General features: G+C 67.6%; 10 protein-coding genes and 1 pseudogene. 7 read left to right on the forward strand and 4 right to left on the reverse strand.

Annotated elements, in window-relative coordinates:
- Positions 1-41: 41 nt before the first annotated feature.
- The 3 genes from J8I34_RS20875 to J8I34_RS20885 all read right to left on the reverse strand — a co-directional run bounded on the left by J8I34_RS20875 (position 42) and on the right by J8I34_RS20885 (position 3,217).
- Positions 42-1,214 (reverse strand): acyl-CoA dehydrogenase family protein, encoded by a 1,173-nt coding sequence (locus J8I34_RS20875; RefSeq protein WP_209806882.1) that lies wholly within the window; start codon positions 1,212-1,214, stop codon positions 42-44.
- Positions 1,215-1,289: 75 nt separating this feature from the next.
- Complete coding sequence (locus tag J8I34_RS20880; RefSeq protein WP_209806883.1) at positions 1,290-2,291, reverse strand: Bug family tripartite tricarboxylate transporter substrate binding protein; 1,002 nt, start codon at positions 2,289-2,291, stop codon at positions 1,290-1,292.
- Between the two features lie 119 nt (positions 2,292-2,410).
- A complete protein-coding gene (locus J8I34_RS20885) occupies positions 2,411-3,217 on the reverse strand; it encodes an IclR family transcriptional regulator (RefSeq protein ID WP_245176040.1) in 807 nt (268 codons plus the stop codon).
- Between the two features lie 269 nt (positions 3,218-3,486).
- On the opposite strand from J8I34_RS20885, the gene J8I34_RS20890 reads away from it, so the two are divergent.
- Positions 3,487-4,644 (forward strand): CaiB/BaiF CoA transferase family protein, encoded by a 1,158-nt coding sequence (locus J8I34_RS20890; protein ID WP_245176044.1) that lies wholly within the window; start codon positions 3,487-3,489, stop codon positions 4,642-4,644.
- An 82-nt stretch (positions 4,645-4,726) separates the two neighbouring features.
- Here J8I34_RS20890 and J8I34_RS20895 read toward each other — a convergent pair whose 3' ends face one another.
- Entirely contained in the window at positions 4,727-5,737 is a 1,011-nt protein-coding gene (locus J8I34_RS20895; RefSeq protein ID WP_209806885.1) for a Bug family tripartite tricarboxylate transporter substrate binding protein, read from the reverse strand.
- A 101-nt stretch (positions 5,738-5,838) separates the two neighbouring features.
- Here J8I34_RS20895 and J8I34_RS20900 point away from each other — a divergent pair, with 101 nt between their 5' ends.
- The 6 genes and pseudogenes from J8I34_RS20900 to J8I34_RS20925 all read left to right on the forward strand — a co-directional run bounded on the left by J8I34_RS20900 (position 5,839) and on the right by J8I34_RS20925 (position 13,920).
- Entirely contained in the window at positions 5,839-6,123 is a 285-nt protein-coding gene (locus tag J8I34_RS20900; RefSeq protein WP_209806913.1) for a hypothetical protein, read from the forward strand.
- Positions 6,015-7,301, forward strand: a complete 1,287-nt coding sequence (locus J8I34_RS20905; RefSeq protein ID WP_209806886.1) for a formylglycine-generating enzyme family protein — start codon at positions 6,015-6,017, stop codon at positions 7,299-7,301. Before J8I34_RS20900 ends, J8I34_RS20905 begins: the two co-directional genes overlap by 109 nt.
- Before the next feature lie 43 nt (positions 7,302-7,344).
- Positions 7,345-8,427, forward strand: a complete 1,083-nt coding sequence (locus J8I34_RS20910; protein WP_371748113.1) for an HAD family hydrolase — start codon at positions 7,345-7,347, stop codon at positions 8,425-8,427.
- 56 nt (positions 8,428-8,483) lie between these two features.
- Entirely contained in the window at positions 8,484-10,244 is a 1,761-nt protein-coding gene (locus J8I34_RS20915; protein WP_029047894.1) for an arylsulfatase, read from the forward strand.
- 58 nt (positions 10,245-10,302) lie between these two features.
- Positions 10,303-12,946 (forward strand): annotated as a pseudogene (locus J8I34_RS20920) (fused MFS/spermidine synthase).
- Positions 12,943-13,920, forward strand: a complete 978-nt coding sequence (locus tag J8I34_RS20925) for an AAA family ATPase (RefSeq protein ID WP_209774210.1) — start codon at positions 12,943-12,945, stop codon at positions 13,918-13,920. The pseudogene J8I34_RS20920 and the gene J8I34_RS20925 overlap by 4 nt, the downstream one beginning before the upstream one ends.
- Positions 13,921-13,931 lie beyond the last annotated feature (11 nt).

The raw sequence follows: 13,931 nt of genomic DNA on the forward strand, positions 1-13,931 counted from the left end.
TGCCCACAGGAATCCATTTCGTCGGTGGACGCCTTGCGTCGTTATCCCACGTGTCCCAACACCCCCTCCCGCGCCTGCATCGTCCGCTTGGCAATATTCAGCTGGTGGATCTGCGTGGTCCCCTCATACAAGCGGAACAGGCGCACGTCGCGATAAAACCGCTCCGCCACCGTACGCGCCATATAGCCGCTGCCGCCAAAAATCTGCACCGCGCGATCCGCCACGCGACCGCACATTTCAGAGGCGAACAGCTTGCACATCGATGCCTCCATGGTCACGTCCTCGCCGTTGTCGCGGCGGCGGGCGGTTTCCAGTACCAGCGCGCGCGCGGCGTGGATATCGGTATTGCTGTCGGCAATCATTTGCTGGACCAGCTGGTAATCGGCGATCGGCTTGCCGAACTGGCGCCGCTGGCTGGCGTAGCGCACCATCTCGTCCACCAGGCGGATGGCAGGGCCGATGCACAGGCCGGCCAGGTTGATGCGCTGCTTGTTGAGCGCCTTCATCGCTGTCTTGAAGCCGACGCCAGGCTGGCCGCCGACGATGGCGGTGGCCGGCACGCGACAGTCCTGCAGGTAGACGTCGCCCACCGGGGAACCGTGCTGGCCCATCTTGCGTTCGGGTTCGCCGGTGCTGATGCCGGGCGTGCCGCGTTCGACCAGGAAGGCGCTGATGCCATGCGCGCCGGAGATATCCGGGTCGGTGCGGGCGAACACGGTGAACAGATCGGCGATCGGCGCGTTGGTGATGAAGCACTTGCTGCCGTTCAGCACGTAATGGTCACCGTCGCGCCGCGCCGACGTCTGCAGCGAGGTGGCGTCGGATCCGGCTTCGGGCTCGGTCAGCGCGAAGCAGCCGGTCAGCTCGCCCGATGCAAGCCGCGGCAGGTAGCGCGTCTTCTGCGCTTCGGTGCCGTCAACGACCAGCGACTCGGAAGCGATGCCGGTGTTGCCGCCAAAGCGCGCACGGAAGACGGTGGCGGCCTGCGAGACTTCGATGTTGACGAGCGTCAGTTCTTCAGAGGTCAGACCCGCGCCGCCGTAGGCTTCGGGAATGCTGTGTCCGAATAATCCGAGTTGTCGCATGGCGTCGACCACCGGTTCAGGGATGACGTCGTCGCGGTCGATGTCGGCTTCGAGCGGAATGCAGGTGTTGAGGACGAACTGGCGGAGGTCGGCAAGCAGGGCTTGCATGCGGGCGGCGTCGCGGATCATGGGAAAGTGAGATGGGCAGGTGTCTGGGATGGAACGGGATGTGTCTTGCCTTGTGAACGACAGGTGTGGAAGGTGCTATTGGGCTGTGATGCCGGCGGTCTTCAGCACGCGGGTCCACTTCTGCGATTCGCTGTCCAGGTAGCGGTCGAAGGCGGGTGCGGATTGCGGGGCCACGTCCATGCCGAGGTCGGCCAGGCGCTTGACCACGACAGGATCGCTGACCGCCTGCGCCGCGGCGTCGGCCAGCTTGCGCACGACGGCGTCGGGCGTGGCGTGCGGCGCGACCAGTCCTAGCCACGCGCCCACTTCATAGCCGGGCAGGCGCGCAGCTTCGGCAACCGTGGGAACGTCTGGCAACGCCGCGGAACGTTTGGCGGAAGTCACGGCGAGTGCACGCAGCTTGCCGCTTTGGACCTGCTGGCGTGCGATTGCCGCGGTCAGCGCCATCATCGACACGCGTGCACCCAGCACGTCCGTCAGCGCCTCGGGCTGGCCCTTGTACGGCACATGCGTCAGCTTGACCTCGGTCATTTGCGCGAGCAGTTCGCCGCAGAGGTGGTTGGAGGTACCCACGCCGGCGCTGGCGTAGGTCAGCGCACCGGGCTGGCTGCGCGCGGCGTCAAGCAATTCGGGCAGGCTGCGCAGGCGCGACGCCGCCGGGACCACGATTACGTTGGGGACCACGCCAAAGCCGGCAACCGCGCGAAAGTCGCGTGCGCCCTTCCAGTTGATCGCGCTGTTGAGCAGCGGGCCGATCACGTAGCTGGGACTGACGGCGAGCAGCGTGTATCCGTCCGGCGTGGCCCTGGCGGCGACGTCGGTGCCGATGGCGCCGCCCGCGCCGGTACGGTTCTCGACGATGACAGGCTGGCGCAGCAACTGGGCCATGCGCTCGGCGGTGGCGCGGGTGACGGTGTCGACCACGCCGCCGGCCGAGAACGGCACGATGATGCGAATGGGGCGGGCGGGGAACCTGTCGGCGCTGTCGGCGGCGCCAAAAGCCACGGCAGGCGCGAGCGCGGCGCAGCCGAGCATGGCGGCCAGCAGGCGCCGGCGCGCTGGTTGAGTGGGTTGCATCTTGTCTCCTGGGTAGTTTCCCGATAAGGCCGCAATCTCGTCGGATCGCTTGGCGCCTGCTTGCTACAACTTTCGCTACGTCGTCATTGCCTGATACCTCGTTCGAGAACCGCTTGCCGTCAACGCGCGCACGCCAGCTCGATCTGCCTGACGCCTTCGCGCAACTTCTGCGCGACCGTGCGCGCCAGCATGTCGTCACGGTCGCGCGCGGCGGCGACGGTGCAGTTCAGCGCGAACGGGTCTTCATGCAGCGATTGCCGGATCGGCACGGCAATCGCATGGATGTCGGTTCGCCATTCGCCGCGGCTCAGGCAATAGCCATGCGCCGCGTAGTGCGCCTGTTCCGCGATCCACATCGGCTGCTCCCGCTCAAAGCGCTCGGCATCTTCCACGCGCAGCCGGTTCAGCACCGCGGCGCGCTCTTCCGCCCCGCACGCCAGCAGCACGGCGCGCCCAATCGAGGTGGACAGCAAGGGCCGCGTACTGCCGATGTCGGGCTGGTACACGTTGCCAGGATCGACGCGGCAGCTGTCCACGTACACCACCGTCAGCCGCTCGCGCATGCCCAGGTTCACCGTGCACCCGGTTTCGCGGGCGATGGCTTCCATATATGGCCGCGCGATCTGGCGGATAGCCAGCCCCGCAAGCATCGGATACGCCAGCGCCAGCACGCCCGCGCCGAGCCGGTACTTCTGGTTGCCCGGCACCCGGCTCAGGAAGCCAAGCAGGCTGAGCGTGTACGTCAGGCGCGACACCGTTGCCTTGGGCAGTCCGGTCCGCGCCACGATGTCCTGGTTGCCCAGCACCGGGCTGCCCGGCGTGAACGCCCTCAGCACATCCAGCCCGCGCGCCAGGTTGCTGGCGAACTGGCGATCGGTAGAGAGTTCGTCGGCACTGGCAAGGCCTGGCAGTGGAGGGCGTTCCATGTCTCGCGGCGGTCTGTTGGCATTCATGCTCGGATCCGTAAGGGGGGCTCGTCAATGTTGTAGCACGATGGTTCCGCACAGCGAAACCGTGCTTGCGCCCGACGAGCGGGGCTGTCAGTTTGGATCGCAGCAACTTGCGCCATCCCCAAAACGAAGAGACAGATCCCATGCCGAACGCGTCACCCGACCACGCCGCCACGGCGGCAAAGCCTTGCAACACCCACACCGATACCGGCGCCGGCCCGCTCGCAGGCGTGCGCATCCTGGACATGGCCACCGTGGTGGCGGCACCGTTCTCGGCCACGCTGTGTGGCGACATGGGCGCCGAAGTCGTGAAGCTGGAGTTGCCCGATGGCAGCGATCCGCTGCGCTCGCTTGAGCCCGTTACCGACGCGCATGCGCTGTACTGGAAAGTCACCAACCGCGGCAAGCGCGGCATCTCGCTGGACGTGCGCACACCGCGCGGCAAGGAGATCTTCCTGAAACTGCTGCCGCAGTTCGATGTACTGGTCGAGAACTTCCGCACCGGCACGCTGGCGCGCTGGGGGCTGGATATCGATACCCTGCGCGCTGCCAACCCCGGCCTGGTGGTCTTGCGGCTGACCGGCTTCGGCCAGACCGGACCGTATGCGCAGCGGCCCGGCTTTGCGCGGATCTTTGAAGCGATGAGCGGGTTCACCAACCTGGCAGGTTCGCCGGAGAGCGGACCGATGCATATGAACTATCCGGTCGGCGACATGGTCGCTGGCTTGTTCGGCGCTTTTGCCATCGCCACCGCGGTGGCGGAGCGGCGCGCGCGGCCGGACCTGCCCGGCCGTGAGATCGACCTGGCGGCCACTGAAGCACTGTTCCGGCTGCTGGAGCCGCTGGCGGTGGAGTACGAGCAACTGGGCCGCGTGCGCCAGCGCGCGGGCAATCGAACTACCTATGCGGCACCGTCGAATATGTACCGGACCTCGGATGACGTCTGGGTGTCGGTGGTGGCGTCCTCCGATGCCACCTTCCGCCGCCTGGCAGACGCGATGGCTGCGCCGCAGCTCGCGCACGCGGCCGACTACGCCACCAACGCCGGCCGCGTGCGCCATCTCGATGCGCTCGACGCGCAGGTCGCGGCCTGGTTTGCTGCCAGGAGCTACGCGGATGTGGCTTCGGCGCTTGAGGCTTGCCAGGTACCGTTCAGCAAGGTGTTCAGCATCGCAGACATCGTCGAAGATCCGCAGATGCAGGCGCGCGAGGCGATCGTGCGCCTGCCGGATGCCGAACTCGGGTCAGTGCCGGCGCCGTGCGTGGTGCCGAGGTTCTCCGGCTACGCACCGGCCGCGCCGCGCTGCGGCCCGGCCGTGGGCGAACACAATGCGCTGGTCTATGGCGCATTGGGACTGGGCGAGAGCGAGTTGCGCGCGCTGCGGGAAGCGGGCGTCATCTGAAACGCTTCGCTTCTTGCTGGGCGCGCATTTCCAGTGTCGGAAAGGGGGCGTGCCTCGAACAGGGTCGCGATGCGCGCCCAGCTCAATCCAGCCGGATGTTGTACTTCTTGATCACGTTCCCCCAGTAAGCCTGGTCGGCCTTCGCCACCGCCGCGAACGCGGCCGGGCGCGAAGTCTTGACGATCAGTCCGAGGTCGGCCATGCGTTGCCGGATATCGGCCGCGGCCATCACCGTCTCCACATCCGCGGAAATCTTCTCGACGATCGGCTGCGGCGTCCCGGCCGTCGTGAACAGGCCGAGCCAGGCCGGGCCGTCGAGCCCCTTGTAGCCGAGCTCCTGGAAGGTGGGCACATCGGGCAGCATCGGCGCGCGCGCGTTGCCGGTCACGGCCAGCGGCTGCAGCTTGCCGGTGCGCGCGTGCTGGCGCACGGTCATCGGGGACAGCGTACCCAGCGAGATCTGGCCGCCGATCAGGTCGGTGGCGATCGGGGCTTCTCCCTTGTATGGGACGTGCAGCAGCTCGGCGCCGGCAGCGGCCGCGAACACCTGCATATAGAGATGGGCGCCGGTGCCGATGCCATAAGTGCCGTAGGAAATCTTGTTCGGCTGCGTCTTGGCCAGGCTGACCACCTCGGGCAACGTGCGCGGCATGGCGCTGTTGGCGGTCAGCACCAGGCTGGAGGTGCACAGCTGGCCGATGGCGGTGAGATCGCGCAGCGGATCGAACGGGGGCTTGGCCACCATGTAGGGCGTCTGCACCAGGCTGGGGAGCGCCAGCAGCAGCGTGTAGCCATCCGGCGTCGCCTTGGCCACCACGTCGGCGCCGATCATGCCGCCGACGCCGGGGCGGTTCTCGACGATGACCGGGCGTTGCCACAATTTGCCGAGCGGATCGCCGAGCGCGCGTGCCAGCACGTCGGTGGCGCCGCCCGGCGGGTAGGGCACGACCAGCCGTACCGGCCGCGCCGGATAGTTCGACACGGCGGACTGTCCTGACTGGGCCCTGGCATGGCCAAGGCCAAGTGCCGAAGCCGTGGCGGCGAGGGAGCCTGCCCCCAGCCACTGCAGGGCTTTGCGTCGGTCAGCTTGCATGGTGTTTCCTCCTGGTTATGACGTCCTGGTTGTCTTGTCGCGCCTTGCGCGCATGGCAGACGGCAGCGTACGGGCCGCTGCGGGCGTGGCACATCGGCGCTATGGACGAGACGCCGGGGCGGTATTTACCCCGAGGAGCAAGCACTGATGACATCGTCGCCGTGAAATCTTTCAACACGCACGGCAAGAAATCTAAGTTCCTTTTCGGTACCCGTTCTGTGACGATACCCGCAGGTGCACGATTGCACCTTTTTTTGTCTTTGGTGGAGGACGTCCTATGGCAACTGGCAAGCGCAACGGGCTCCATTCACATGCTCCGCCGCGCGGCGCAGCGCAAGCGCTGCCTGCCTCTGCTGCGGCGCCGCATCGACGCCGCGGATTCGTGATTGCCTTGCTCGTCTGTGCCGGCATCGCGGCAGGCGCGGGCGGCAGCTGGTGGTACGCGCAGTCGCGCGACAGCAAGGCGCCCGGGGTGGTAGAAGGCGACGGCAGGAACGGCCCGCTCGGCATGGTCCGTGTACCCGGCGGTGAATTCCTGATGGGCAGCGACAGCAAGATGGCGCAGGCCAATGAGAAGCCGGCGCACAAGGTACGCGTGCATGCCTTCTGGATGGACAAGCACCACGTCACCAATGCCGAGTTCCGCAAGTTCGTCGAGGCCACCGGGTATGTCACCACGGCGGAGCGGGCGCCGGACTGGGAAACCCTGAAGGTAGAGCTGCCCCCCGGTACGCCGCGTCCGCCCGACAGCGCGATGGTTGCCGGCGGCATGGTCTTTGTCGGCACGCCGCGTCCGGTGCCGCTGCAGGACTACTCGCGCTGGTGGCGCTATGTGCCCGGCGCCGACTGGCGTCATCCGGGCGGTCCCGGTACCTCGATCGAAGGCAGGGACGACCATCCGGTGGTGCAGGTGTCTTACGAAGATGCGCAGGCCTACGCCAAATGGGCCGGCAAGCGCCTGCCTACCGAAGCGGAGTGGGAATTCGCCGCGCGTGGCGGGCTGGAGCAAGCCACCTACGCATGGGGCGACCAGTTCGCGCCCGCCGGCAAGCAGATGGCCAACGTCTGGCAGGGCCAGCAGAAGCAGCCGTTCCCCGTTGTCAGTCCGGTAGTCAGCCAGGTAGTCAGCCCCAAGGCCGGCGGCGCGCTTGGCACCAGCCCGGTCGGCACGTTCCCGCCCAACGGCTACGGGCTGTCCGACATGACCGGCAATGCCTGGCAATGGGTCGCCGACTGGTACCGCGCCGACCAGTTCCGGCGCGAAGCCGGCAAGGCGCAGCCGATCGAGAATCCCGTCGGCCCGCTGGCCTCGTGGGATCCCGGCGAGCCCGGCGTACCGGTCAACGCGCCCAAGCGCGTGACGCGCGGCGGCTCGTTCCTCTGCAACGAAGACTACTGCCTGAGCTACCGCCCCAGCGCGCGGCGCGGGACGGATCCTTTCAACAGCATGTCGCACCTTGGCTTCCGGCTGGTGATGGACGACAGCCGCTGGGCCGAGATGCGCCGCAATGCGCCCCATATGCCGCTGGCGATGGGCGGACAGTCGCAACCGGCGCCACGCTGACGCCAGGGCGGTGCGACACGAGACAGGAGCAAGTGCCATGAGCATGCCCGCCAACAGCGCCTTGCGCGCCAGCGCATCGCGCAAGACGATCGCCGCAGTGTGTACCGCGCTGGCGCTTTCCGGACTGCAGCTCGGCTGTACCGCGCCCGCCGGACCTGCGGCCCCCGCGGCACAGGCCGCTGCCACCCAGGCGGCACGGCCCGCGGAACAGGCCCTGCCATCGTGGCGCGATGGCGCCGCGCGTCAGGCGCTGCTCAAGTTCGTGACCGACGTGACCAGCCCGGGCTCGCCCACCTTCGTGCCACCCGAGGCGCGCGTGGCGGTGTTCGACAACGACGGCACGCTTTGGAGCGAGCAGCCGCTGTACTTCCAGTTCTTCTTCCTGCTCGACCAGGTCCGGGCCGCCGCGCCGCAGCATCCGGAGTGGCGCAACAATGCCGCGTTCAAGGCGCTGATGGCCAACGACATGAACGCGCTGATGGCAAACCAGAAGCAGCTGCTCGGTTTGATCGCCACGGCCAACAGCGGCATGAGCGTGGACGAATACGACCGCACCATCCGCGACTGGTTGTCCAAGGCGCGCCATCCCAGGTTCAACCGGCCCTATACCGAGCTGGTCTACCAGCCGCAACTCGAACTGCTGTCCTACCTGCGCGCCAACGGCTTCAAGACCTACATCGTGTCCGGCGGCACCATCGACTTCATGCGGCCGTGGAGCCAGCAGGTTTACGGCATTCCGCCCGAACAGGTTATCGGCTCGTCCCAGGCGGTGCGCTACATGGTGCGCGACGGCAAGCCCATGCTGATGCGCGATCCCAAGCTCGACTTTATCGATGACGGCCCCGGCAAGCCGGTCGGCATCTACCGTCATATCGGCCGCCGCCCGATCCTCGCCGTCGGCAATTCCGACGGCGACCTGCAGATGCTCGAGTACACCGCCGGCGGCGACGGTCCGCGCCTGGCGGTGCTGGTGCATCACGACGACGCCGAACGGGAGTTCGCCTACGACCGCCAGTCCAAGGTCGGCAAGCTCGACAAGGCGCTGGATGCGGCCAGGGCCAAGGGCTGGACCGTGGTCAGCATGAAGCAGGACTGGCAGCAGATCTATCCGGCCGGCAAGCCATGAGCACGATGGGAGCAGCAGTGAACCGACCGTAACGGGTCAACGAACGGAGGCGGGACATGCACCGAGTTGAACAAGGCATAGCGAAAGGACGGGGCTCCAGGCTGGTGATGCTGGCCATGGCCGCCGCCGTTTTCACGATCGCGGGCTGCGGCAAGAAGGAGACGCCGCCCAAGGAGCAGCAGCCGGCTGCCCAGGCACCCGCCACGGCGCCGGCACCCACCGCGGCCGCGCCGGTGCCGGCCAGGGAGAATCCGCCGGTCGCCGCCAGTGCGCCGGTTGCGGCGGCTTCGGCGCCCGCGCTGCCGGCGACCGCGCCGTCCGGCAAGAAGCCCAATATCCTCGTCATCTTCGGCGATGACATCGGCCAGACCAACATCAGCGCCTACAGCCACGGTGTGGTTGGCTATCGCACGCCCAACATCGACCGCATCGCGCAGGAAGGCATGATGCTCACCGACTACTACGGCGAGAACAGCTGCACGGCGGGACGATCCACTTTCATCACGGGTGAAGTCGGCTTGCGCACGGGCCTGCTGAAGGTCGGCATTCCGGGGGCGCCCGTCGGCCTGCAAGCGCAGAACGTGACCATCGCGCAGGCGCTCAAGCCGCTTGGCTATGCAACCGGCCAGTTCGGCAAGAACCACCTCGGCGATCGCAACGAGTACCTGCCGACCGCGCATGGCTTCGACGAATTCTTCGGCAACCTCTACCACCTGAATGCGGAAGAGGAGCCCGAGCGCCCGTACTACCCGAAGAACGACGAGGCCTGGGTCAAGGCAAATGCACCGCGTGGCGTCATCCACTCCTTTGCTGACGGCAAGGTGGAAGATACCGGCCCGCTCAACCGCAAGCGCATGGAAACCATCGACGACGAGACCACGACGGCGGCGATCGGCTTCATGGAAAAACAGGTCAAGGCCGACAAGCCGTTCTTCGTGTGGATGAACACCACGCGCATGCACCTGTTCACGCACGTGCGCGAGTCGATGCGCGGGCAGAGCGGCATGCCGGGCAATGAATATGCGGACGGCATGATCGAGCACGACGGGCATGTCGGCAAGCTGCTCAAGTCACTGGATGACCTGAAGGTCGCCGACAACACGATCGTGATCTACACGACGGACAACGGCCCGAACCAGTTCACCTGGCCGGACGCCGCGACCACGCCGTTCCGCAGCGAGAAGGACACCAACTGGGAAGGGGCTTTCCGCGTGCCGGCGCTTGTCCGGTGGCCCGGGCGCATCAAGCCCAACACGGTGTCCACGACGATGATGTCCGGGCTCGACTGGTTCCCGACCCTGCTTGCGGCGGCCGGCGATGCCGATATCAAGGACCGGCTGCTCAAGGGCACCAGCATCGGCGGCAAGTCCTTCAAGGTGCACCTGGACGGCTACAACTTCCTGCCATACCTGACGGGTCAGAGCAATACTGGGCCCCGCCAGGACTTCTACTACTTCAACGATGACGGCGTCCTGGTGGCGATGCGTCACAACGACTGGAAGTTTGTCTTCTGCGAACAACGCCAGCCGGGCGGCTTCCAGGTGTGGGCGAACCCGTTCACCTGCCTGCGCGTGCCGAAGGCGTTCAATCTGCGCATGGATCCCTATGAGCGTGCGGATATCGTGTCCGATCAGTACTATGACTGGACCGCGAAGAATGCATACATGATCAGCTATGCGTCGTCGCGGGTAGGGCCGTTCCTACAGACATTCAAGGAGTATCCGCCCAGCCAGAGGCCGGCAAGCTTCACCATCGACCAGATGACCGAGGCGCTGATGAAGTCCCTTGACAAGGGGGCGGCGGCGGGCGCGAAGTAATTCCCGTGGCAATGGTTGGCCGGATCCTCCCGGCCAGTCTCTTCACCAGGATCGCACCATGAGAGAAGCGCATGCCGGCGCAAACGCCGGCAAGCAGCAAGCGCGGCACAGATCTGGCAAAACGCGGCGCGCGCAAAGCGCCGCCTTGCGGGCAGGGCAGGGCCAACTGGCGCAACATGGCGCCTTGCTGGTGCCTGCCCTGCTGCTTTTCCTCTCCGGCACGGCCGGACTGGATCTACCAGGTTCTCTGGATCAAGCAGCTCGCGCTTGTGGTCGGCGTGGATGTGCACGCCATCACCACCGCCGTGGGCGCTTTCTTTGCAGGGCTCGCGCTCGGCGGCTGGCTGTTCGGGCGCGTGGCCGACCGCCATGCGCGGCCGCTGCGGCTGTATGCGTGGCTCGAAATCGCCGTGCTGGTGCTGGCCATTGGCGCCACGCTGGCGCTCGCTCGCGCCGCGGCGCCGTTCGCGTGGCTGGAAAGCCGCGTCGGCCTGCTGGCCTGGGCCTTGCCGTTCGTGCTGGTGATCCTGCCTGCGGCGGCCATGGGCGGCACGCTGCCGGTGCTGATGCGCGCGCTTGCGTCGCGCGCGGGCCAGGTCGGCACGCATGGCGGCAGCCTGTATGCCGCCAACACCGCAGGCGCCATTGCCGGCACGCTGCTGGCGGGCTTTGTGCTGATCCCTTGGCTCGGCATCATGGCCAGCGCGCTGGCCGCGGCCACGCTCAACGGTCTGGCCGCGGTCGCCGCGCTGGCCCTGGCTTCGCGCACGGTGCCCGCGCACGAACCGGCCGCCACTGTTGCCGCGCCGCCCGCATCCGCAGAGCCCGCGCGCGATGCCGGCGACGGTCGGCTGGCGCTGGTGCTCTATGCCGCCGCGGGCGGCATCGCGCTTGGCTACGAAGTGGTGTGGTCGCAAGCCATCGTGCAGTTCATCAGCACGCGCACCTTTGCCTTCGCGGTGGTGCTTGCGACCTACCTTGCGGGCCTTGCCATCGGCAGTGCGCTCGCGGCGCGGCGGGCCGATCGAACACGAGACCCGTGGGGCGCGTTCGGGATGCTGATCGCCGCAGCGGGCCTGGTGGCGTTGCTCGAGATCGTGGTGCTCGGTGAATGGCTGCTGCAGGCGCAGTCAGTGGTATCGGCCTGGGTGCAGTCGGTCACGCCGAACGGCCTTGCTGCGGCCTGTGCTGGCTTTGCCGTGGCCGCGCTGAGCGTGGTATTCGTGCCCACGCTGCTGCTGGGCGCCGCGTTCCCGTTCGTGCTGCGTGTGGGCGTGGACAACCACCGGCTCGGCGCCGGCGTGGGCGCGGTGGTCGCGCTCAATACGCTGGGCGGCATCGTCGGGACGGCGGTGGCGGGGTTTGTGCTGGTGCCGCGCATCGGCCTTGTCCACACACTGTCGCTGCTGGCCGTGGGCGCCGGCATTGTCGGCGTCATCGCCGTGGCGCTCGGCTCCGGTGTACGCAAGCGGGCGCGCTGGGCCGTGCCGATGGTAGCGCTGCTTGCGGTAATTGCCGCGACGCTCGCGCCCGCGGACCGGCTCGCCACGCTGCTGGCGCGCGCACGTGGCGGCGAGATGGTGTTCTACGAGGAAGGCCGCGGCGCCACCGTGGCGGTGGTGAAGCAATCGTCGTCTAGCCATAGCTTCAACCGCCTCTATATCCAGGGCGTGTCGAACTCCGGCGACACCATGGCCTCGCTGCGCTATATGCGCTTGCAGGCGCTGCTGCCGCTGATCGTGCACAGCGGCACGCCGCGCTCGGCGCTGGTGATCGGCCTCGGCACAGGTATTACCGCCGGTGCCACGCTGGCGTATCCGGGACTTCAGCAGCGCGTGGTGGCCGAACTGCTGCCGCCGGTGCTGCGTGCGGTGCCGCGGTTCCAGGGCAACTTCGGCGTGACCGGCGACAAGCGCGTCGACATCCGCCTGCGGGATGGCCGGCGCGAGCTGCTGCAGAGCGAGCAGCGCTACGACCTGATCACGCTGGAGCCGCCGCCGCCTTCGGCCGCAGGCGTGGTCAACCTGTACTCGACCGATTTCTATCGCCTGGCTGCGGCACGGCTGCAACCGGGCGGGCTGGTCGCGCAATGGCTGCCGTTGCCCACGCAGAACGACGAAGACACGCGCTCGCTGGTGCGCAGTTTCCTCGACGTGTTCCCGCACGCGACGTTGTGGACTACCGAACTGCACGAGATGATGCTGGTGGGCTCCCTGTCGCCGGTCACGCTCGATGCCGCACGCATCCGCCAGCGCTTTGCGCAGCCGGAAGTGGCGTCGGCGCTGCGAGCGGTCGGCGTGGCCTCGCCGGCCGCGCTGCTGGCGACCTGGGTGACGGACCGCGCGGGCCTGGAGCGTTATGCCGGCGATGCGCCCGCCGTGACCGACGACCGCCCGCGCATCGAATACGCGGCCTGGGTGCGGCGTGCCGGGTTCCCGCAGGTCCTGCAGCGCCTGCTGACGCTGCAGACCGAGCCGCCGCTGACCGGCGCCGATGCCGGGCTGATCGCCGATATCGGGCGCGAACGCGAAACGCTGCACACCTTCTACACCGCCGGCCTCGATGCCTATTACGGCGACCGCGGCGCCTGGGCGCTGCATATGCAGCAAGTCATGCGCACCGATCCTGACAACCCTTACTACGCCTGGTTCGGAGGTGTCCGCCGTACACCCGGCCCGGCGCCATCGAGGAATGCCCCATGAGCACCCGTGACGACGTGCTGGCACTGCAGCAGCGGATGGGCGAGGCCATCGTCGGCCAGCAGCGCATGATCGAGCGCATGTTGCTGGGCCTGCTCGCTGACGGCCACCTGCTGGTGGAAGGGCTGCCGGGCCTGGCCAAGACGCGCGCGATCAAGGTGCTGGCGCGGAACCTGGAGGCAAAGCTGTCGCGCATCCAGTTCACGCCTGACCTGCTGCCGGCCGATGTTACGGGCTCCGAGGTGTACTACACCGAGGGCGGAAAGGGCGAGTTCCGCTTCCAGGCCGGGCCGATCTTCGCCAATCTGGTGCTCGCCGACGAGGTCAACCGCTCGCCGGCCAAGGTGCAGGCGGCGCTGCTCGAAGCCATGGAAGAGCGCCAGGTCACCGTCGGCGGCGTCACGCACAAGCTCGACCCGCTGTTCCTGGTCATGGCCACGCAGAACCCGATCGAGCAGGAGGGCACCTACCCGCTGCCTGAAGCGCAGATGGACCGCTTCCTGATGCACGTGAACGTGACCTACCCCGAAGCCGACGCCGAGGCGCAGATCGTCGCGCTGGCGCGCGCCGAGGAGGCTGGCGCCGCCACCGGTGCACAGGCGGGCTCCGTGCAGAGGCTGGCACCCGAAGTCATTTTCGCCGCGCGGGCCGAGATCCACGGCATCCACGTGAGCGAAGCGGTCGCGCGCTACATGGTCGCGCTCGTGCATGCCACGCGCGAGCCCAAGGCCGTCGATGACGAGCTGGACCGCTGGATCCAGGTCGGCGCGAGCCCGCGCGGATCCATCGGACTGGACAAGGTGGCGCGCGCGCATGCCTGGCTGCGCGGGCAAGACTTCGTCTCGCCCGAGGATGTGCAGGCCGTGGTGCATGAAGTGTTCCGCCACCGCCTGATCCTGTCGTACGAGGCGCACGCGGCCGGTGTCAGCGCCGATGCCGTGATCGACCGCCTGGTGCAGCAGGTGGCCGTGGCCTGACGCGGCGGGCA

This window comes from Cupriavidus phytohabitans, from assembly GCF_017815025.1.
GTDB lineage: Bacteria > Pseudomonadota > Gammaproteobacteria > Burkholderiales > Burkholderiaceae > Cupriavidus.